21 protein-coding genes are annotated in these 19,410 nt (G+C 71.0%); 8 read left to right on the top strand and 13 right to left on the bottom strand.

All coding sequences use genetic code 11. The features are described from left to right. Window positions 1-118: 118 nt before the first annotated feature. From ACWDNU_RS35070 to ACWDNU_RS35055, 4 genes are all read left to right on the top strand, one after another. A complete protein-coding gene (locus ACWDNU_RS35070; protein WP_244223542.1) occupies window positions 119-520 on the top strand; it encodes a rhodanese-like domain-containing protein in 402 nt (133 codons plus the stop codon). An 11-nt stretch (window positions 521-531) separates the two neighbouring features. Next, window positions 532-996: a thioredoxin family protein gene (locus ACWDNU_RS35065; RefSeq protein WP_370938417.1), complete on the top strand. Its 465-nt coding sequence runs from the start codon at window positions 532-534 to the stop codon at window positions 994-996. A gap of 61 nt (window positions 997-1,057) precedes the next feature. Then, window positions 1,058-2,227, top strand: coding sequence for a S8 family peptidase (locus ACWDNU_RS35060; protein WP_449672035.1), 1,170 nt, complete (start codon window positions 1,058-1,060; stop codon window positions 2,225-2,227). Between the two features lie 439 nt (window positions 2,228-2,666). Next, window positions 2,667-3,827, top strand: a complete 1,161-nt coding sequence (locus ACWDNU_RS35055) for an MFS transporter (RefSeq protein ID WP_449672034.1) — start codon at window positions 2,667-2,669, stop codon at window positions 3,825-3,827. 9 nt (window positions 3,828-3,836) lie between these two features. Here the strand turns inward: ACWDNU_RS35055 and ACWDNU_RS35050 are convergent, their stop codons facing one another. Further along, window positions 3,837-4,901: a TetR/AcrR family transcriptional regulator gene (locus ACWDNU_RS35050; RefSeq protein WP_449672033.1), complete on the bottom strand. Its 1,065-nt coding sequence runs from the start codon at window positions 4,899-4,901 to the stop codon at window positions 3,837-3,839. An 88-nt stretch (window positions 4,902-4,989) separates the two neighbouring features. Between ACWDNU_RS35050 and ACWDNU_RS35045 the strand changes: the two genes are divergently transcribed. The 3 genes from ACWDNU_RS35045 (at window position 4,990) to ACWDNU_RS35035 (ending at window position 7,407) form a co-directional block, all read left to right on the top strand. Next, complete coding sequence (locus ACWDNU_RS35045; protein ID WP_449672032.1) at window positions 4,990-6,126, top strand: cytochrome P450; 1,137 nt, start codon at window positions 4,990-4,992, stop codon at window positions 6,124-6,126. Between the two features lie 87 nt (window positions 6,127-6,213). Next, window positions 6,214-6,807 (top strand): HdeD family acid-resistance protein, encoded by a 594-nt coding sequence (locus tag ACWDNU_RS35040; protein WP_370938422.1) that lies wholly within the window; start codon window positions 6,214-6,216, stop codon window positions 6,805-6,807. Between the two features lie 45 nt (window positions 6,808-6,852). After that, window positions 6,853-7,407, top strand: a complete 555-nt coding sequence (locus ACWDNU_RS35035) for a DUF6069 family protein (protein WP_449672031.1) — start codon at window positions 6,853-6,855, stop codon at window positions 7,405-7,407. 1 nt (window position 7,408) lies between these two features. On the opposite strand, the gene ACWDNU_RS35030 is transcribed toward ACWDNU_RS35035, so the two are convergent. The 10 genes from ACWDNU_RS35030 to ACWDNU_RS34985 all read right to left on the bottom strand — a co-directional run bounded on the left by ACWDNU_RS35030 (window position 7,409) and on the right by ACWDNU_RS34985 (window position 16,809). Next, the gene (locus tag ACWDNU_RS35030) at window positions 7,409-8,200 is read right to left on the bottom strand and encodes a hypothetical protein (RefSeq protein WP_449672030.1); all 792 of its coding nucleotides are present in this window, start codon (window positions 8,198-8,200) and stop codon (window positions 7,409-7,411) included. Next, on the bottom strand, window positions 8,197-8,376 hold the full coding sequence (locus ACWDNU_RS35025) for a hypothetical protein (RefSeq protein WP_370938426.1): 180 nt from the start codon (window positions 8,374-8,376) through the stop codon (window positions 8,197-8,199). Before ACWDNU_RS35025 ends, ACWDNU_RS35030 begins: the two co-directional genes overlap by 4 nt. A 20-nt stretch (window positions 8,377-8,396) precedes the next feature. After that, window positions 8,397-9,851 carry a hydrogenase large subunit gene (locus ACWDNU_RS35020; protein WP_449672029.1) on the bottom strand — a complete coding sequence of 485 codons (1,455 nt, stop codon included), beginning with the start codon at window positions 9,849-9,851 and terminating at the stop codon, window positions 8,397-8,399. Beyond that, window positions 9,848-11,311, bottom strand: a complete 1,464-nt coding sequence (locus tag ACWDNU_RS35015) for a proton-conducting transporter transmembrane domain-containing protein (protein WP_449672028.1) — start codon at window positions 11,309-11,311, stop codon at window positions 9,848-9,850. Before ACWDNU_RS35015 ends, ACWDNU_RS35020 begins: the two co-directional genes overlap by 4 nt. Further along, the gene (locus ACWDNU_RS35010; RefSeq protein WP_449672027.1) at window positions 11,311-11,949 is read right to left on the bottom strand and encodes a hypothetical protein; all 639 of its coding nucleotides are present in this window, start codon (window positions 11,947-11,949) and stop codon (window positions 11,311-11,313) included. The genes ACWDNU_RS35015 and ACWDNU_RS35010 overlap by 1 nt, the downstream gene beginning before the upstream one ends. Then, window positions 11,946-12,908 carry a respiratory chain complex I subunit 1 family protein gene (locus ACWDNU_RS35005; RefSeq protein ID WP_449672026.1) on the bottom strand — a complete coding sequence of 321 codons (963 nt, stop codon included), beginning with the start codon at window positions 12,906-12,908 and terminating at the stop codon, window positions 11,946-11,948. Before ACWDNU_RS35005 ends, ACWDNU_RS35010 begins: the two co-directional genes overlap by 4 nt. Continuing rightward, window positions 12,905-14,905: a proton-conducting transporter transmembrane domain-containing protein gene (locus ACWDNU_RS35000; RefSeq protein ID WP_449672025.1), complete on the bottom strand. Its 2,001-nt coding sequence runs from the start codon at window positions 14,903-14,905 to the stop codon at window positions 12,905-12,907. Before ACWDNU_RS35000 ends, ACWDNU_RS35005 begins: the two co-directional genes overlap by 4 nt. After that, a complete protein-coding gene (locus ACWDNU_RS34995) occupies window positions 14,902-15,381 on the bottom strand; it encodes an NADH-quinone oxidoreductase subunit B family protein (RefSeq protein WP_370938434.1) in 480 nt (159 codons plus the stop codon). Before ACWDNU_RS34995 ends, ACWDNU_RS35000 begins: the two co-directional genes overlap by 4 nt. Window positions 15,382-15,414: 33 nt before the next feature. Beyond that, complete coding sequence (locus ACWDNU_RS34990; RefSeq protein WP_370938435.1) at window positions 15,415-15,771, bottom strand: ArsR/SmtB family transcription factor; 357 nt, start codon at window positions 15,769-15,771, stop codon at window positions 15,415-15,417. Window positions 15,772-15,951: 180 nt separating this feature from the next. Next, window positions 15,952-16,809 carry an NAD(P)H-binding protein gene (locus ACWDNU_RS34985; RefSeq protein ID WP_449672024.1) on the bottom strand — a complete coding sequence of 286 codons (858 nt, stop codon included), beginning with the start codon at window positions 16,807-16,809 and terminating at the stop codon, window positions 15,952-15,954. Between the two features lie 87 nt (window positions 16,810-16,896). On the opposite strand from ACWDNU_RS34985, the gene ACWDNU_RS34980 reads away from it, so the two are divergent. Next, window positions 16,897-17,304 carry a winged helix-turn-helix transcriptional regulator gene (locus ACWDNU_RS34980; RefSeq protein ID WP_370938437.1) on the top strand — a complete coding sequence of 136 codons (408 nt, stop codon included), beginning with the start codon at window positions 16,897-16,899 and terminating at the stop codon, window positions 17,302-17,304. Window positions 17,305-17,366: 62 nt separating this feature from the next. On the opposite strand, the gene ACWDNU_RS34975 is transcribed toward ACWDNU_RS34980, so the two are convergent. Together ACWDNU_RS34975 and ACWDNU_RS34970 are read right to left on the bottom strand one after the other, a co-directional pair. Beyond that, the gene (locus ACWDNU_RS34975; RefSeq protein ID WP_354744570.1) at window positions 17,367-18,521 is read right to left on the bottom strand and encodes an acyl-CoA dehydrogenase family protein; all 1,155 of its coding nucleotides are present in this window, start codon (window positions 18,519-18,521) and stop codon (window positions 17,367-17,369) included. Between the two features lie 20 nt (window positions 18,522-18,541). Further along, on the bottom strand, window positions 18,542-19,393 hold the full coding sequence (locus tag ACWDNU_RS34970) for a 3-hydroxybutyryl-CoA dehydrogenase (protein WP_449672046.1): 852 nt from the start codon (window positions 19,391-19,393) through the stop codon (window positions 18,542-18,544). Between the last annotated feature and the right edge of the window lie 17 nt (window positions 19,394-19,410).

Below are 19,410 nucleotides of genomic sequence, written 5' to 3'. Positions count from 1 at the left end.
CGCTTTCGCGCTCGCCTTCGACTTCGGGATTCCCACGATCAACTCGGTGGTCGTGGCGTTCGTCTGTCACCTCGCGGCGGGCCTGCTGGCCCGCCGCCGGAACCCGGGAGGAACCGGCATGCTGCCGCTGATCGGCCGCGAAGAGCTGAAAACCGCGATGGACGAGGGCACGGTGATCGTCGTCGACACCATGCCGCCGGACTACTACGCCCGCGAACACCTTCCCGGCGCCCGCAACATCCCGGGCTTTCCCTACGAGCAGGCCGCGCGGTTCACCGACGAGCACGCGCCGAGGGTGGTCCCGGACAAGACCGCGGCGATCGTCGTCTACTGCGCTAATACCCCTTGCCGCAACAGCGAATTCGTCGGCGCCCGGCTGCTCGAACTCGGGTACGCCGACGTCCGGAAGTACCGCGAAGGAATCGAAGACTGGGTCGAAGCCGGCCATCCCACCGAAACCGGCCCCGCCCCCGAAGCCCCGGCGCGCCCGGCGCCGGTGCCGGTCAACCACCCCGAATAGAGGAGAAGAACATGGGAACCAGAATCCGGATGTTCGCGGCCGTCACGGCGATCGCGGCGGGAGTCCTCGGCGGCGCAGCGGCGACGCCGGCGAGCGCCGCCCCGGCGTCCTACGTTTCGCTGGCCCCGCAGGACGAGACCGTCATCGACGTGACCTCGGCCAACTACGACCAGGTGATGGAGATGTCCAAGACCAAGCCGGTGGTGCTGGACTTCTACGCCAGCTGGTGCGGTCCCTGTCAGAAGATGGCTCCCTACCTGGAGAAATACCACGCCGCCGACAACGGCAAGTGGATCTGGGCGAAGGTGGACCTGAGCGAGCAGGGCCAGAACAAGGACATCGCCGACAAGTACGGCATCGAGTACATCCCGACGCTGATCGACGTCGCCAGCGGCCAGGAGAAGGGCAGCCGGGTGGTCGGCTTCGACGAGGGCAGCGGCCCCGACGACCTGCGCACCTGGCTGAACGGTCTCTGACCTCGACGGCCGCCGCCGAGGCTCCCCGAGGTCCCGGCGGCGGTCTCCTGAAGGGATAACCATGAAACGCACCCCGAAAGCCGTCGTGCTGGCGGCCCTGCTCGCGGTCGCCGCCAGCGTGCTGCCCGCGACGGCCTTCGCTTCGCCGGACGACACCGCGGTGTACATCGTGCGGCTCAAGCCGATGGACAAAGACAAGGACAAGGTCACCGCCGCCGCGAACGCGCTGATCGCCAAGTACGGCGGCACGCTGCGCCGGGTCTACTACTCGGTCTCGCAGGCGTTTTCCCTTTCGCTGACCAAGGAACAGCACGACAAGTACCTGACCGACGCCGCGGTCACCACGGTCGGGGCCAACCAGGTCTACACCGCGGCCGGGACGCAAGACGACCCGCCTTCGTGGGGACAGGACCGGATCGACCAGGCGGACCTCCCGCTCGACGGCAGCTACACCTACCCGAACACCGCGGCCAATGTGCACGTTTACGTGCTCGACACCGGGGTGCGCACCAGCCACCACGACTTCGACGGCCGCGCACACGCCGCGTACGACGCGGTCGATCCCGACAACGACCAGAGCGGCTCGGACTGCAACGGCCACGGCACCCAAGTCGCGGCCGCCATCGCGGGCCGCCACTTTGGCGTCGCGAAAGAAGCTTCGGTCGAGTCAGTGCGCACGCTCGGTTGCGACGGCACGGGCACGTCCGAGGAGATTCTGTCCGCTTTGGACTGGGTGAACCTCAACGCGCAACGCCCGGCCTTGCTGAACCTCAGCTTCGCCGGCCCCAGCGGCACAGTTCTCGACATCCAGCTCTACAAGATGACCCAGAACGGCCTCGCCTACACCGTCGCCGCGGGCAACGGTTCCGGCGGCGCCGGGGTGAACGCCTGCGACATCACGCCTGCCCGGCAGACCACCGGGATCACCGTGGGCGCCACCGATCAGGCCGACCACCGGGTGCCGTCGTCGAATTTCGGGAGCTGCGTGGACCTTTACGCGCCAGGCAAGGACATTCCGACGGCGGACAGTGCCGACGACTGCGCGTCCACTGTGGTTTCCGGGACGTCGATCGCTTCGGCGGAAGCCGCCGGGGTGGCCGCGATGTTCCTCTCCGCGCACCCGGACGCCACGCCGGACCAGGTGGTCAAAGGCATGACGGACGCGGCTACGAAGGACAAGGTCGTCGATCCCGGCGAGGGATCGCACAACCTGCTGCTGCACACCGCATAACCGGTCGCGGCCGGGCCACCCCGCGCCGGACGGCACGGCCCGGCCGCACCGCACACTCCGCAACGGCAGGACCGGTGCCGTCAGCGACGGATCGCACAACCCGTTGCGGCACAACGCGCGCGGCCGGGCCGGGCATCACGACGCCAAGCACGTACGGTCCGGCCGCACTCCGCGACAGCATGACCGCCGCGTGCCGCTAAACCCGCTGCCAACCCGGTACCACCCACCACCCAACCCACGCGGCCGAGCCGCCAAAACCACTGCCCAATCCGTTACCGCTCACCACCCAACCCGCCCGGCCAGACCGCCAAAACCACTGCCAACCCGATACCGCCCACCACCCAACCCACGCAGCCAGGCCACCAAACCCACTGCCAACCCGATACCGCTCACCACCCAACCCACGCGGCCGGGCCGCCACGATCCCAAGGACCCCGCCATGGACGTCACGGCACCGCCCGGCCGCACCGCGCTCCCCCTCCCCGCCCTGCTGGCTCTCGCCGCCTCGGTGTTCCTCGGCTGCCTGACCGAAATCGTCCCGGCCGGGATCCTGCTCCCCGCCGCGGCCGACCTCGGCGTGTCCCCCGCCGCCGCGGGACAGCTGGTGACGGTGTACGCGATCACCACCGCACTCACCGCGCTGCCGCTGACCGCGGCGTCGGCCCGGATGCCCCGCCGCACACTCCTGCTCCTGCTGGTCGCCGGGTTCGTCGCGACCAACCTGGTGATCGCGCTGTCCCCGTGGTTCGCGCTGGTGCTCGCGGCGCGGGTGGCCTCCGGGGCGCTCACCGGGATCCTGTGGTCCCTCGTGGCGAACTACGCCATGCGCCTCGTGCCCGCGGAGCGCGCCGGCCGCGCGCTCGCCGTCGCGATGGCGGGCACGCCGGTCGGTTTCGCGCTCGGCGTCCCGGCCGGCGCCGCCCTCGGCGAACTCGTCGGCTGGCGCTGGGTGTTCGCTGGAATGGCCCTCGTCGCAGTGCCGCTGCTGTGGTGGATCGTGGTGGTGGTTCCGCCGCTGTCCGGCGAGGAACCGGGTGCCCGGACGAGTCTCCGCGCGGTGCTGCGCACGCCGGGGCTGCGCCCGCTATTGCTGCTGGTGATCGCGTTTTCCTTGGCGCACAACATGTTCTACACCTATCTCGGACCATTCTACGCCGGTCGCGGACATCTCGTACTGTTGAGCGCCGGACTGTTGCTGTTCGGCGCCGCCACAGTGGCCGGGCTGTGGCTGGTCGGCCTCGCTCTCGACCGCCATCCCCGCGCCGTACTCATGTGCTGCGCCGCCAGCATCGCCTGCTGTTTCGGAATACTGGTCTTCGGCGGCCGCGAACCGGTGCTGCTGCTCGCCGCGTGTGCGTTGTGGGGCTTGGCTTTCGGCGGTGCGCCGACGTCGTTCCAAGCGGTCACCGCGGTCCTGGCCGGACGCCGCGCCGACATCGCGCAGTCGCTGACCATCGCCAGCTGGAACGGTGCCGTCGCGGGCGGCGCACTGATCGGCGGCGTATTGCTCGGCACAGCGCCCGACGCACTGCCCTGGACGGCCATCGCACTGATGGTCGTTCCGGTTTTCCTTTCCCGTTTCGTTCTCCGGGCACGGTGAAAACGTCGGTCAACTTTCGGAGCCGGCGGGCACGGAGCTGGTAGCAGCGGCGTGACAAGCACCAAAACCCTCGGCGCGCAGCAGAATATGTCCATTGTGGACCCGAATCGCGGTCTCGGTCGCGTCGCTCACCGCCGAAACCCCTGCCGCGGCAGCCACCGCACCGGCTTCGTCCACGATCACGCGCACGTTCGGCCACGCCGATTCCGGACACGAGCGCTTCAGCAGTCCGCGCAGATCCGCCAGCACCAGATTGGTCAACGGCACCAGCTCCCCCGGCTGACCGGTCACCACCACGAGCGTGACCTCGCCCGCCGCGCGCAGGGCTTCCTCCACCGCGGACAGCCGGTGCAGCCCGATCACCGCGACCACTCCGTCGCCGTCGATCCGCGCCGGACGCTCTCGCAAGGCGTCAAAAACCTCCGGCGGAGACCAGATTTCCCCGGCCGCCCTCGATTGCGGCACGATCGGCGGCTCCGGCCAGGTGTCGTTCAGCTCCAGCGCAGGCAACGCTTCGCACGCACGGACAACGTTGAACGGCTCGCCGAAACCTGGTGCCGCGGCGGCGAGCTGACTCGCGCCGTGCAGCATCGTCAGCGCCGCTTCCGCCACCCGCACCAACCTGCCCGACGACGGCGAAAGCCGTTCCAGCACCATGCCGAGGACGATCGCGTCGAAGCGCAGCAACTGCGCGTACGGCCGGTGGGTGAGTTCGTCGGCGAGGATTTCCGGCAGCAGATCGACGCCGAGGCGCGCGTCCGGGTCGGTGGCGAGCGGCAGCCGCGCGACCCACGCACGGGCGAACGCGCCGAGTGCTTCAGCGGGCGTGAGGCCAGGATCCGGCTCGGGCGCCTCGGCGGCGAACCGCTCCGCTTCGGCCGCGAGCACGGCGAAATAGAGCGCGCGTTTGCCGGGGAAGTTGGAGTAGACCGCGCCGCGGGTCAGCTCGGCGCGCTCGGCGATCACGTCGATCTTGGCGTCGCGGAACCCGCGTTCGGTGAACTCGTCGCGGGCGGCGGCCAGCACCTTCGCCCGGTTGCGCTCCTGCGTCTGCGCCCTGGTCAGCCGCGCCATCGTGAGTCCTCCCGGTCCGCTTCCTTGCCAAGATACCGCCACCATTCATATGATGAGATCATCTGAATTGCCCATCTGGAGGTTCCCGGTGTCCCCCGTTCCCGAACTCGACCTGACCGACCCGGCCGTCACGAGCGACCCGTTCACGACCTACGGCGCCGCCCGCGAGCAGGGCCCGCTCGCCAAGCTGACCGGCCCCGGCATCCCGCCGATGTGGGTCCTGACGCGGCACGCCGAAGCCCGCGCGATGCTCACCGACCAGCGGTTCGCCTTGAGCGAGGCCAGCTACCAGCGTCCGGACGTGCCTGAGCACTGCCGTCCTTACCTGCGCACCATGCAGGAAATGGAAGGAGCCGAGCACGCCCGGCTGCGCAGGCTGGCCACGCCCGCGTTCGCCGCCCGTCGCGCGCTGGATTTCCGTCCGGAGATCGAGAAAATCGTCGCCCGATATCTGGACGCGCTGCCCGCGGAAGGCCCGGTCGACCTGCTGACCGAGTTCGCCCAGCCGCTGCCGATGGAGGTCATCTGCGCGCTCGTCGGCGTGCCGGAGGCGCAGCGGCCGCGCTGGCACGAATACGGCGCGGCGGTCGTCCAGGTGTCCGGCGACGAATTCGCCACCGCCGTGCCCGGCATCATCGACAGTTCGCGGACGTTGGTCGCGCATCCGGACAGCGCGATGCTGGCGCATCTGACGAATGCGGGACTGACGGAAACGGAAGCCGTCGCGCTCGTCTGGCAGCTCGTCTTGGCCGGGCAGACGCCGGCCAATTTCATCGCCAATTCCGTGGAAACCCTGCTGGCGCACCCGGATCAGCTCGAACTGCTGCGCACGGAACCGGAACTGTGGCCGGGCGCGGTCGAGGAATTGATGCGCTGGTGCGGTTCGCAGCTGCTGACGATTCCCCGGCGGGCCACCGAAGATCTGGACTTGTGCGGCGTGCGGATCCGCGAGGGCGAGCCGGTGACCGCGTCGATCGCGGCGGCGAACCGGGACCCGCGCGTCTTCGCCGATCCGGACCGCTTCGACGTGCGCCGCTCGGCAGGCGCGCACCTCGGTTTCGCGCACGGGCCGCATTTCTGCCTCGGCGCGTCGTTCGCGCGGGTGCAGGCGGAGGTGGCGCTGACCGCGTTGCTCGACCGGTTCGCCGGGCTGCGTGTCCTCGACGCGAAGCGGGTACCCGACCCGGGAACGTGGCGGCTGGCCGGATTGACCGTGGACTGGTAACGCCCTCGATCGGGTGAGGTCCCGGCGACGCCGCCCAGCTCCGGCTACCGTTTCGCCAGGTCAGCACGACACCCCGGGAGGCAATCCATGTCCACGCCCATTCCGCCCGTCCTCGGCTTCGCGGTGCTCGACCCGCGGCGCGCGTGGCCGCTCGTGCTCACCCGCGGGATCCTGGGCGTCCTGTTCGGCGTGCTGGCGCTGGTGTGGCCGGGGATCACCGTGCTGGCGCTGGCTTTCCTGTTCGGGATCTACGTGCTGATCGACGCGGTCGGCGCGATCATGCAGGCGTTCCGGCCGGGCGACGGCGCGCACCGGATCGCGTACGCGCTGCTCGGTGTGCTGGGCCTGGTCGCCGGGATCATGACGCTGGTGTGGCCCGGGGTGACCGTGCTGGTGCTGGCGACGCTCGTCGGGGCGTGGGCGGTGGTCACCGGGATCATGGAAATCGTCGCCGCGATCCGGCTGCGCAAGCAGATCACCGGCGAAGCGTTTCTGATCGTGGCGGGCGCGCTTTCGGTGATCGCCGGGGTGCTCGTGCTGTTCCACCCGATCGCGGGCGCGTTCGGCGTCGCCCTGCTGATCGGGATTTACGCGGTGATTTACGGGGTAACCCTCGTGGTCCTGTCATTCCGGTTGCGTTCGCTGGCGAAATCCGCCGATCCGGCGGAACAGCCTCAGTAGGGCGACAATCGACAGCGACCGCTTGTGCGAGGGAAGGACTGCCCGATGGTTCAGCAGTACCCCGGCAATTACGGGGAGGACACCCGGCCAGGCATCGACGCGGCGAGGCTGTGGGCAGGCGGTGTGGCCACCGCGGTAGTCGCGGCGCTCGTGGCGGTGGTGGGCCTGCTGATCGCGCGAGGCATCTTCGACGTGCCCGTCCTCGCTCCTAAGGGCGACGGTCTGTGGGGCAAGGCGAGCACGCCGACGTACGCGATCTCCGCCGCCGCTGTCGCGCTGCTGGCGACAGGCTTGATGCACCTGCTGAGCGTGGCGACCCCTGCGCCGGGCCAGTTCTTCGGCTGGATCATGGTGCTGGTCACGGCCATCGCGGTGGTCCTGCCGCTCACCCTGACGGTGGGCATGGAGGCGAAGATCGCCACGGCGGCGATCAACCTGGTGATCGGGCTGGTGATCGCTTCGTTGGTGAGCAGCATGGCGGCGAGTGCGCGGACGTTGCACCGGAGGAAGCGGAGCAGCCGGGCGGAGCAGCAGCCGCCGCCTCCTCCTCCGCCTACTCGGCAGTGGCCGGAGGGGCCGACTACGTATTACGACCGCTGACCTAACGCTTCCGAGGAGGCCGCAACGCCTCCTCGATCGCGTCGGACACCCGCGCCGCCAAATCCGGATCCGACAGTTCCGGCAGCAGCCGATCCACCGGCGTCAGCGTCGTCAACGCGTGCGCGCACGCCCGGTGCACGTCCAGCTGGTACAGCGGATCGTTCACCGGCCGCGCGGTCAGCCCCCGCCGCGCCGCGGCGAACAGTCCGGCCAGCGGCAGCAGTCCCGCGCTTCGATCCGGCGCCACCGGCAGCGACCCGCCGAGGCCTCCCTCCGCGTCGACCACCACAGTCGCGTTTCGCGCGACCTCGGCCAGCGGATACGCGGCCGCGTCGGCACGCCGCCAGGCCACGACCTCCCCCACCCCGGACGCGACCAGCAGCGGCACCAGCAACGGCATCGTGTCGGAGCCCGCCACCACCACCTTCGCGGCGAACGGCGCGACGTGCAGCCGGCGCGACCGGATCAGCACCGCGGCGGCCAGCGCGATGCTCGAGGTTTCCTCCTCGGTGATCACCGGAACTCCGCCGCCCGCGGCGATGTCCCGTTGCGCCGCACGGGCTTTCGCCGGATCCGTCCCGGTCAGGTACACCGCTTCGACGTCGCTCGGCAACGACCGCAGCGCGGCCGACAACTCGCCCGCGTTCCGCGACCGCACCGCGAACGCCGACGCGGGCACTCCGGTGTGCTCCCGGATCGCCTCCGCGTCGGCGCGCAGCAGCGCCAGCGACGGCTCCGGCTCGTCCGGAGCGCTGTCCCCGACCACCGCCAGCCCGGCCCGCAGCCCGTTCACCGGCCGGTCTCGCCCGCGTCCGGGCCGTCGAGGTCGACTCCGTTGTGCCGTGCGATTTCCCGCAGCTCCGCCAGCCGCGCGCGGTGGCTGTCGGCCTCGTCCTCTCCCGCAGTCTCCAGCGCCTGGCGCGCCGCCGCGATGCCCCGCTTCAGTTCCCGCACGAATTCACTCGGCATACTGCCTCCGGTCGATGGCTTCACAGGTCGTTGCCCGCGTACGAGAGGTTGAAGCTCTTGTTGGCGAGCGGGAAATCCGGGACGATCGTGTCCACGAGGGCCACCGGCAGCGCGGGCCAGTTGAAGAAGCTCGGGTCGACGGCTTTGACGCGGCGCAGCACTCCGCCGGAGAGTTCGACGCGGTGCACGATCGTGCCGCGCCAGCCCTCGGCCACCCCGGCCCCGGACTCCGAACCGGCGGGATCCGGTGTCTCCGACCGGCTGCCCAGCGACCCGGCCAGCCGCTCCACGAGCGCCGCCGAATGGCTGATTTCCTCTGCCCGCACCAGGAACCGGGACAGGACGTCGCCGTCGGTCCGCGAATGCCGCACCGGTTCGCCGAGGTCGAGGAACGGATGCTCGTATCGCGCGTCTCGCCGGAGGCCGCTGGCCCGCGCGACGTACCCGAGCGTCCCGAGGTCCGCCGCCTGCCGCGGCGAAAGCACCGCCGTGCCCGCGAATCGGTCGCGGACCACGGAATGCTCTACCGCCAGCGCGGCGATCTCCCCGGCTTCGGCGGCCAGTGCCCGCACTTTCGCCGTGTCCGGCAGCCGGGCGAGCCGCGCCCCGCCAAGCCGGACGCCGCCGCGCAGGAGCCGGTGTCCGGTGACTTCTTCGTTGTGCCGCAACAGCTTCTCCCGCACCGTCTGCGCGTGCGAGTTCAGCACCGAGTGCCCGACGTCGTTGCACAGCGCACCGAGATCGGCCACGTGGTTGTGGATCCGTTCCAGCTCCAGCAGAACCGCTCTGACCCGCGCCGCGTCCGCGGACACCGCCCGGCCCTGCGCGTCTTCCACGGCGAGGCAATAGGCCAATGCGTGCCCGACCGCGGTGTCGCCGCTGATCCGTTCGGCCAGCTCGATCCCGGCGTCGGGCGTCCGGCCGGCGAACAGCGCTTCCAGTCCCTTGTGGACGAACCACAGCCGGGCCTTGAGGTTCAGGATCGTCTCGCCCGAAACGGAAAACCGGAAGTGGCCCGGTTCGATCATCCCGGCGTGCACCGGCCCGACCGGGATCTCCGACACCCCGGCCCCTTCCACCGCGCGGAACGGATACGGCCCGGCGACCTCGCCGAACTCCGGCGGCGCACCGGCCCCGGCCCGCATCGGGTACCAGCCGCGCGGCCAGTGGAAATGCCGGACCAGCCGGCGCGGCAGCGGGTGGTCGTCGGGCACGATGCCGAACAGGTCCCGCATCTCGCGCTCGAACCGGCCCGCCGGGAACGACAACCGGGCCAGGCTCGGCAGCCTCGGGTCGGCTGCCGGGAGCCGCACGTGCACTTCGGCCCGGCGGTCGCCCTCGGCCAGGAACAGATACACCGCGCGCAGCCGGTCGCCGTCGTCGTGCCCGGACACGAGTGCGACGCGGAAACCCTCCGCCAGCAAGGATTCCGCCGCCGCGGGCAGCTCCGCGGGAGTCGCTTCCCGTACGTTCACGAGCCCCCTCCCCCGGCCAGCGCCGCCGCGTGCAGCAACGACGCCAGCGGACCGGTCCAGAACCCGAGCACCGCCGCGGCGACAAGCGGGACCGCCAGCGCGACCCGCGTCGCCCGCGGCACCGCCACCGGAGCACGCGCCGCACCGGGCCCGCCGGGCGGTTCGCCCAGCAGCATCCGCGTCGTGTGCCCGGCCAGCGCCGCCGCGACCACCAGCACCAGGACCAGCACGATCGCCGTCGTCCAGCCGAGACCGCCGGCGAAACCGGCGCGGGCGAGCCCCAGTTCGCTCGCGAACAGGCTGAACGGCGGCATCCCGGCCAGCGCCAGCACCCCGGCGCCGAGACAGCCGGCGAGCACCGGCCCGCGCGCGGCCAGCCCGCGCACCCGGTCGATCCGGCTCGTGCCGGTCCCCTGCGCGACCCGGCCCGCGCCCAGGAACAGCACCGCCTTGACCAGGCCGTGGCCGAGCACGTGCACCAGCACCGCCGCCGTCGCGACCGGACCGCCGACCGCCGCGCCGAACGACACCAGCCCGAGGTGCTCGATGCTGGAATAGGCCAGCATCCGCTTGTAATCGCGTTGCGCGAGCAGCAAAGTCGCGGCCACGAGGAGCGACGCGAGCGCCATCACGGTCAGCAGGCCGCGGGCGAACCCGGCGCCGAGCGCGGCGTCGGCGATCACCTTCACCCGGAGCACGGCGTAGAACGCGACGGCGAGCAGCACCCCGGACATCAACGCCGAAACCGGCGCGGGCGCCTGCGAATGGGCGTCCGGGAGCCAGGCGTGCAATGGAGCCAGCCCCGCCTTCGCCCCGAATCCGAGCACCAGCAGGGTGACCGCGATCCGGGTGACGCCGCTGTCGAGGCCGCCCGCTCCGGCAGCGAGGCCGGCCAGGTCGAGGCCGCCCCCGGCGTGTCCGGACGCGTATCCGAGCAGCAGCGTGCCCAGCAGCGCCAGCGCGAGCCCGGCCGAGCAGATCACGACGTACTTCCACGCCGCCTCGACCGCGGTCCGGGTGCGGCTCTGGCCGACGAGGAACGCGGTCACGACCGTCGTCGCTTCGATCGACACCCACAGCAGGCCGAGGTTGGCGGCGAGGACGGCGAGCGTCATCGCGGCGAGGAACAGGTGGACCAGCAGGCCGTGCCTGGCCGCCGTGCGCGCGGTCGCGCGGCCCGCCGCCCGTTCGGCCGCGAAATGCCCCGGCGTCGCCAGCGTCGCCGGAACCGCGACCGCGCTGATCACCACCAGCAGGAACGCCGACAACGCGTCGGCCCGAAGCAGCCCGCCCAACGCGGTGACCGGACCGGTCCGCACCACTGTCGTGGCCAGCGCGATCGCCGCCGCGAGGCTCACGAGCGCGCTCGCCGCGCCGGCCCACAGCATTCCGCGCCGCCACGCGGGCACCAGGAATCCCAGCGCCGTCACCGCGGGCGCCGCCAAGACCAGGATCGCCATCAGTCCCGCAACTCCCGCAGCTCGCCGAGGTCCGTGCCGCCGAAGAGCTGCCGCATCCGGCCGGACAGGATCTGCAGCACGAGGACCGCCAGCAGCACGTCCAGCGACACCCCGATTTCCACGAGCAGCCCCGGATCCGCGCCGAGCAGCAGTCCGGTCGCGGTGATCCCGTTGTCCAGCACGAGGAATCCGACGAGCTGGGACACCGCCCGCCGCCGGGTCACCAGCACGAAGAACCCGATCAGGACCACGGTCAGGCCGACCGGCGCGGCCGCCGAGGCCGGAGAAGGATCGAGTTCCACGAGCGGACGCGACACGGCGTATGCGACGAGTGCCAGCAAGGCGGCCGACAGCAAGGAAGCCGTCACGTTCACGACCGGACGCGTCTCGCGCCGGTCCAGGCCCTGCCGCGCGGTCATTCGCCGCACCAGCCACGGGAGGACACCGGCGCGCAGGATCAGCAGCCCCGCCGCGGTCAGTCCGGCCTCGACCGAGCCCGCGAGCACCGCGGCCATGCCCGCCAGCGCGCAGCCCTGCACCGCGAGCACCCGCACCAGCACCGAAAGCTCGCGCCGCCACAGCACCAGCACCGCGGTCAGCAGGAACACCCCGCAGACCAGGTAGAGCAGTTCGGTCACGACACCCCTCCCGGTAAGACGAAGGACGCCGCCACCGCCAGCAGCGCGAGCAGGAACGAGCCCGCCAGCAGCTCCGGAACCCGGAACAGCCGCAGCTTCGCGAAGAACACCTCGGCCGCCGCGAGCACCGCGCCCAGCAGGCCGGCCTTCGCCGCGAACGCCGCGGCACCGACGAGCAGCGCGGGCAGCGACGCCGACGTCGCGATCCCCCACGGCACGAACAGGTTGGCCAGCAGGCCGAGGAACACCGTCAGCCGCATCGAGGACGCGAGTTCGACCAGCGCGAGGTCCGGCCCGGCGTACTCCAGCACCATCGCCTCGTGCACCATCGTCAGCTCGAGGTGCGTCGCCGGGTTGTCGACCGGCAGCCGCCCGGTCTCCGCGACCGCCACGATCGCCAGCGCGACCGCGGCCAGCAGGCTCACCGGCGATCCGACCCGCGCCGGATCGTCCACTGTGGACGAGACGATCGCGGCGAGATCGGTGCTGCCCGCCCGCGCGGACAGCGCCAGGATCGCGACCAGCAGCGTCGGCTCGACCAGCGCGATGACGGTGATCTCCCGGCTCGCGCCCATCCCGCCGAACGCGGTGCCGGTGTCGAGGGCGGCGAGCGCGAGCGCGACCGTGCCGAGCGCCAGCAGCGCGACCACCGCGAAGAGGTCGGCCACCGGCGGCAGCGCCGACGCCGTGGTGACGAACGGGGCCGCGAACGCGACGAGCAGCGTCGTCGCCATCAGCAGGACCGGCACGGTCCGGAAGACCTGTCCAGTGCCCCGCGGCGTCAGCGATTCCTTGCGCCGCAACAGTTTCCGGAGGTCACGCCACGGCTGGAGAACTCCGGGGCCCGCGCGTCCCTCCAGCCGGGCCCGGACCTGCCGCATCAGGCCGGTCAGCACCGGCGCCCCGGCGACCACGAGCACTGTCTGCACGACCGCTCCGGCGGCGGCGAACCCGGTCATCGCGTCACCGCCAGCAGGATCAGCGCGAAAACCACCGCGGAGAAGCCGTAGCCGAGGTATCGGTGCACGCTGCCGGTGGCCAGCCGCCGCCCGGCGCGGCCCCACGTCGCTATCGCGGCGAGGACCGGCCGGTACAGCACTCGCTCGATCCGGTCCGGCACCTCTCGGCGGTAAGCGACCTGGCGCACGAGGTAGCGCGCTTCGTCGTAATGGCCGACGTCCACATCGGTCTCCGGGCGCACCACATTGTCGAAAACCCGTTGCAGCGGTTCAGCGAACGACGTCGCGGTGTACTCCGCCCTGGCCGTCGCAGGACCGCCGCCGCAGTCCCAGAGCCGTGCTTCCCGGCGCGCCCGGTTCGACGCGAGCATCCGCACCGCCGCGACCACGAGCAGCGCGCCGCCGAGCAGGCCGCCGGTGATCAGCAGCGGCGAAACCGTGCCCGCGACACCGTTCAGCCGCACGGTGAGCAGGTCGCGCGCGGCCGGATCGCCGAAGCCCGCCGCCGCGCCGACCGCGGGCAACACCAGCGTCGGGAACAGCGCGGGCACCACACACGCGACCGCCGCGAGGCCCATGCCGACGAGCATCGACGCCGGGCTTTCGTGCGCTCGTTCCGCGGCGGCGCCGCGCGGTTTCGCGAGGAAGCCGATGCCGAACGCCTTGACGAACGTCGCCACCGCAAGGCCCGCGGTGAGCGCGACAGCGGCCATCGTGAGCGGCATCGCGACCGCGGTGACCACTCCTGCCGCCGGGAGACCGTGCACCAAAGCCTGCAGCAGCAACCATTCGGACACGAAAGCCGTGCCGGGCGGCAACGCCGAGGCGGCCAGCGCGCCGAGCCCGAACAGGCCAGTGGTCCAGGGCATCCGGGTGCGCAGGCCGCCGAGCGCGTCGAGGTCGCCGGTGCCGGTCGCGTGGACGACCGATCCGGCGGCGAGGAACAACAGCGTCTTGAACGCGGCGTGCCCCACGGTGTGCAGCAACGCCGCGGCCAGCGCCAGCCCCGCCGCGACGCGGGCGCCGGAGGACGCGAGCAGCCCGGCCGCCCCGATCCCGGCGAAGACCAGCCCGAGGTTCTCCGTGGTCGAATATCCCAGCAGCCGCTTGAGATCCGACGCCATCACCGCCTGGAGGATCCCGTACCCCGCCGAGCCGGCGCCCAGCGCGAGCACGACGACCCACCACCAGCGCGGGCCGCCGCCGAGGAGGTCGAACCCGACGCGGAGCACGCCGTACGCGCCGAGGTTTACCATCGCCGCCGACATCAGCGCGGACACGTGGCTCGGCGCCTCCGGATGCGCGCGCGGCAGCCAGGCGTGCAGCGGCACGATCCCGGCCTTCGAGCCGAACCCGGCCAGTACGAGCAGGAAGATCGCACTCGCCGCGGCCGGCGGCGGAGAAGCGGCGCGCAACGCCGCGAAACTGTCGCCGCCCGCGAGCGCGGCGAACCAGAGCAGTCCGATGAGGACAGTCACGAACCCGAGGTGCGTCATGACCGCGTACCACCGGCCCGCCGACGCGACCGCGGGCCGCAACCGGTGCTCGGCCAGCAGCAGCACCAGCGACGTGACCGCCATCAGCTCCCAGCACACCAGGAAGGTGCCGACCGACGCCGCCGCGGGCACGAGCAGCATCGCCACCACGAACAGCGGCTGCACGGCCTGCACTGTGCGGGCGCGCAGCCCGTTTCGCGCGTAACCGATGCCGTACAGCCCCGCCGCGATCGCCACTCCGCCGGTGACAGCCGTGAACAGCCCGCCCATCCGGTCCAGATCGAGGGAAAACCCGGACAACGGCAGCAGCCAAGGCAAACTGGCGTGCGCGGTCTGCCCGGCGAGCGCCGCCGCGCCCGCCACGACCCCGGCCGCACCCGCGAGCATCGTGCCGATTCCGGACACGAGCGTCCGTGCCTTGGCGGGCGTCACGAGGCTCACCAGCGCTGCCGCCGTCCCGCTCGCCACCGCCGTCCCGAGCCCTGCCGCCGCGAGGTTCACCGGCCCGTCAGCTTTCGCACCGCCTCGACGATCGCCTCGGGCCGAGGCGGGCAACCAGGCACTTCGAGGTCGACCGGAACGACGTCGCGCACCGGGCCGGTCACGCCGTAAGCACCGGCGAACACGCCGCAGTTCCGCGCGCAGTCCCCGATCGCCACGACCGTCCGCGGCCGCGGCACGGCCTCGTACGTGCGCTTCAACGGCTCCGTCATGTTGCGCGTGACCGGTCCGGTGACCAGCAGCCCGTCCGCGTGCCGCGGCGACGCGACCAGCCGCGCGCCGTACCGTTCCGCGTCGTAGACCGCGCCGAACGCCGCACCGATCTCGATCTCGCAGCCGTTGCACGATCCCGCGTCCACGTGCCGCAACTGGACCGAACCGCCCAGCTCACGCGCCCGCGGCAACGGCTCCGGCCGAGGCGGCGCGGGTTCGGCGGCCCGCCCGGTCCGGCGGATCGCGCGCCACAGTCTCAGCACCGCGCACCTCCGGCGCGCCAGGTCCCGCGCACCTCAGCGCTCCGCGGGCCGCGCGCTGCCGGCCTGCGCGGTACGCAGGTCGTCGAGCAGTTCGACCTGCCCGGACAGCACGCCGGTGAGAATTTCGCGCGCCACCGCCATCAGCTCCGCGACCTGCGGGCTGATCAGCGAGTAGTAGACGCTCGACCCCTCCTTGCGCGTGGTGACCAGCCCCATCCGGCGCAGGACCGCCAGCTGCTGCGACAGGTTCGCCGGTTCGATCCCGACCTCGGGCAGCATCTCCGCGACGGCGTGCTCGCGCTGGGACAGCAGCTCCAGCACCCGGATCCGGGCCGGATGGCCGAGCGTCTTGAAGAACTCGGCTTTGAGCTGGTAGAGCGGCTTGCTCACGGGCGCCTCCTTCGGTCCGGACCCGCCCGGGGGCGGGCTGGAAGGGTTCAGCAATTGCGAATATTAGCAATTGCTGAATCCGCGCCGCAGCGGGGTGCGACCGGGCTTGCGGACCCCGGACCGGCCTCGTCGATCGCGCGGCCGCGGATCGCCCTCGGCGGCACGATGCCCTCGGATGCCTCACCGCTCCGCTTCGGCCGCGAACTCGGCCGCGTGATCGGCCACCCACTGGGCGAAAGTCCGCGCCGGAACCCCGGTGACGTCCTCCACCGTCGTCGTCGGCCGGTCAGGTTCGCGACCGGCCAAGCGAGCGAACGCGTCGAGCATGGCGTCCGCGTACTTCGCCGGAATCCGCTCGAGCAGGAGTTCGCGCGCGACCTCCCGGGGCACCTCCTCCCAGCGGGTCTCGCGGCCGATCACCTCCCCGATCACCCGGACCTGCTCGACCTGTGTGAGCGCCGCAGCACCGGTGAGGTCGTACTTCGCGCCGACATGCCCGCCGGAAGTCAGCGCGGTCACCGCGACCGCCGCCATGTCGGCCTCGTGGATGAGCGTCGAGTACACCGAGCCGTACGCCCCGCGAACGACACCGTTCTCGCGAATCTGCGACGCCCAGCCGAGCGTGTTGGTCGCGAAGCCGTGGGGTTGAAGGAACGTCCACTCCAGACTCGTGCGCTCGATCGCCTTCTCCACCGCGCGATGAACCTGGCTGATCGCGTCGTCCGAGTCATTGCGCGCCGCGGCCGACGACAACAGCACCAACCGCCGCGCACTTCCGGCGATCGTGTCCGCGATCTCTTGAGCCGGACCGCCGGAAATCAACGGCCACATCAAGAATACCGAGTCCACTCCCCGCAATGCGGCACGCAGACTGTCCACATCAGACAGATCACCGGGAACGACCTCGATGCCGCTGGGCAGATTGGCTTGTTCCGGCCGCCGAGCCAACGCGCGCACCGGAAGGCCGCGCTCAGCCAGCTGAACAACCACCTGACGGCCGACGTTGCCGGTAGCGCCGATCACCAGAGTCTTGGACACGGGAGTACCTCCTCGTAGGGCAGTGAGGCTCACCGTAGGTTTTGGGCTATCTTTTCGTAAGTACGAACCGCGAGGTAAGCTCCCGGCATGGGAGTAGGCATCGAGGCAGGACGCCGGGCCGCCGCGGACCCGGGTGACGCATTCAACAGCGACTGCCCCGGCCGGGACGTGCTCAACCACGTGTGCAGCCGCTGGGGAACGCTGATCCTGCTCTCGCTGCGCGACCGGCCGGCGCGCTTCTACGAACTGCGCGACACGATCGGCGGGATCAGCGAGAAGATGCTCTCGCAGAACCTGCGCATCCTCACCCGGGATGGATTGATCCACCGCGCGGTTGAGCCCGCTACGCCGCCCAAGGTGACGTACTCGCTCACCGAGCTTGGGCAGGAGTTGGCGACGCCGCTGCAGGGACTGTTGGATTGGGTTGGTGCGCGGACGGTTGATGTGGTGAAGGCGCAGCGGCGGCATGATCGGCAGCACAAGGCTGGGTCCTGATCCGCCAGACGCGAAAACGGCACCGCCGATCTCGACGGTGCCGCTTCCCCAAACCGGAAACCTCAGCCCTTCAGGAGCTGCCGAGCCATCACCAGCCGCTGGATCTGGTTCGTGCCCTCGTAGATCTGCGTGATCTTCGCGTCCCGCATCATGCGCTCCAGCGGGAAGTCCCGCGTGTACCCATAACCACCAAGCAACTGGACCGCATCCGTAGTCACGCTCATCGCCACATCCGACGCGTGACACTTCGCCGCCGCGCCGAAGAACGACAGGTCAGCGTCACCGCGTTCGGACTTCGCGGCCGCGGTGTACACCATCTGGCGCGCCGTCTCCACTGCCATCGCCATGTCCGCCAGCATGAACTGGATGCCCTGGAAATCCGCGATGTGCTTGCCGAACTGCTTGCGCTCCTTGACGTACGCCAGCGCGTGGTCCAGCGCGCCCTGCGCGATCCCGACGGCCTGCGCGGCGATCGTCACGCGGGTGTGGTCAAGCGTCCGCAGGGCGATCTTCAGGCCCTGGCCCGGCTCGCCGACCATTCGGTCGCCGGGGATGCGCACCTGGTCGAACAGCAGCTCACGCGTCGGCGAGCCCTTGACACCCAGTTTCTTTTCCTTGGCACCGAAAGAAAAGCCAGCGTCGGACTTTTCCACCACGAACGCGCTCACGTTGGCGCCGCGGCGGCCGTCCGGGTCGGTTACCGCCAGAACCGTGTAGTACTCCGACACGCCGGCGTTGGTGATCCACGACTTCTGTCCATTGAGGATCCAGTCGTCGCCGGAAGGGGTGGCGCGGCAACGCATCGAGGCAGTGTCGGAACCTGCGTCGCGTTCGGACAGTCCATACGAGAATCCGGCCTCGCCCGAGGCCAGCGGCGGCAGATACTTCGCCTTGACGTCCTCATTGGCGGCCAGGATCAGCGGCAGGCTGCCGAGTTTGTTCACCGCGGGAATGAGCGAGGACGACGCGCACACTCGCGCGACCTCCTCGATCACGATGCAGGTGGCCAGCGCGTCGGCACCGGCGCCGCCGTACTGCTCCGGCACGTGCGGGGCGTGGAAGTCCGACGCGACCAGTGCGTCGTAGGACGCCTTGGGGAATTCCTCGCGCTCGTCGGCCTCCGCAGCGTGCGGGGCGATCTGCTCTTCGGCGACCGCGCGGACGGCCTCGCGGATCGCTTCGTGGTCTTCGTTGATTTTGAACAGGTCGAAGCTCATCGGGATCTCCTCGCCGGAACTCAGTAGGTGTAGAAGCCGCGGCCGGTCTTGCGGCCCAGCAGGCCCGCGTCGACCATCCGGGCCAGCAGCGGCGGCGGCGCGTACAGCGGCTCCTTGAACTCCTCGTACAGCGATTCCGCGACCGCCTTCGTGGTGTCCAGGCCGATCAGGTCGGCCAGCGCGAGCGGGCCCTGCGGGTGCGCGGCGCCGCGCACGAGGCCCTCGTCGATCGCTTCCTTCGTCGCGAAGCCCGACTCCAGCATGCGCACGGCGGCGAGGATGAACGGGATCAGCAGCGCGTTCACCACGAACCCGGCGCGGTCCTGGCACAGGATCGCGTGCTTGCCCAGCGTCTCCTCGGCGAACTTCCGCGCGCGGTCGGTGGTCTCGTCGCCGGTGAGCAGGCTCGGCACCAGCTCGACCAGCGGCAACACCGGGACGGGGTTGAAGAAGTGGATGCCGAGCACCTGCGCCGGCCGCTGGGTCGCGGTGCCGAGCTTCATGATCGGGATCGAGGACGTGTTGGAGGCCAGCACCGCATCCGGCGCGGCGACGATCTTGTCCAGTTTCCCGAACAGCTCCGCCTTGACCGCCTCGTTCTCCACGATCGCCTCGACGACGAGCGTGCGGTCGGCCAGGTCGTCGAGGTCCTCGGTGATCCGGATCCGCTCCAGCACGTCGGCCGCGGACGCGATCTTCCCCTTGCGCTCGGCCCTGGCCAGCGAAGCCTCGAGCCGCGCCCGGCCCGCTTCGGCGGCCGCCCGGCTCGATTCGACCGCCACGACGTCCAGCCCGGCCCGGGCGCACACCTCGGCGATCCCCGCCCCCATCTGGCCGCAGCCGACCACGCCGACGAGCTCCACGTGCCTCACCCATCCCTCCGGTACTT

This window comes from Amycolatopsis sp. NPDC003676, from assembly GCF_053587275.1.
Note: the sequence above shows the minus strand (reverse complement) of the source record. Positions and strands in the feature narration are given on the sequence as shown.

What these genes read in the sequence shown, in the direction of transcription:
- ACWDNU_RS35055 (WP_449672034.1), top strand. Translation starts at nt 2,667, where the DNA reads ATGGACGTCACGGCACCGCCCGGCCGCACCGCGCTCCCCCTCCCCGCC.
- ACWDNU_RS35040 (WP_370938422.1), top strand. Translation starts at nt 6,214, where the DNA reads ATGTCCACGCCCATTCCGCCCGTCCTCGGCTTCGCGGTGCTCGACCCG.
- ACWDNU_RS35015 (WP_449672028.1), bottom strand. Translation starts at nt 11,311, where the DNA reads ATGGCGATCCTGGTCTTGGCGGCGCCCGCGGTGACGGCGCTGGGATTC.
- ACWDNU_RS34975 (WP_354744570.1), bottom strand. Translation starts at nt 18,521, where the DNA reads ATGAGCTTCGACCTGTTCAAAATCAACGAAGACCACGAAGCGATCCGC.
- ACWDNU_RS35065 (WP_370938417.1), top strand. Translation starts at nt 532, where the DNA reads ATGGGAACCAGAATCCGGATGTTCGCGGCCGTCACGGCGATCGCGGCG.
- ACWDNU_RS35060 (WP_449672035.1), top strand. Translation starts at nt 1,058, where the DNA reads ATGAAACGCACCCCGAAAGCCGTCGTGCTGGCGGCCCTGCTCGCGGTC.
- ACWDNU_RS35035 (WP_449672031.1), top strand. Translation starts at nt 6,853, where the DNA reads ATGGTTCAGCAGTACCCCGGCAATTACGGGGAGGACACCCGGCCAGGC.
- ACWDNU_RS35025 (WP_370938426.1), bottom strand. Translation starts at nt 8,376, where the DNA reads ATGCCGAGTGAATTCGTGCGGGAACTGAAGCGGGGCATCGCGGCGGCG.
- ACWDNU_RS35005 (WP_449672026.1), bottom strand. Translation starts at nt 12,908, where the DNA reads ATGACCGGGTTCGCCGCCGCCGGAGCGGTCGTGCAGACAGTGCTCGTG.
- ACWDNU_RS35070 (WP_244223542.1), top strand. Translation starts at nt 119, where the DNA reads ATGCTGCCGCTGATCGGCCGCGAAGAGCTGAAAACCGCGATGGACGAG.
- ACWDNU_RS34980 (WP_370938437.1), top strand. Translation starts at nt 16,897, where the DNA reads ATGGGAGTAGGCATCGAGGCAGGACGCCGGGCCGCCGCGGACCCGGGT.
- ACWDNU_RS35050 (WP_449672033.1), bottom strand. Translation starts at nt 4,901, where the DNA reads ATGGCGCGGCTGACCAGGGCGCAGACGCAGGAGCGCAACCGGGCGAAG.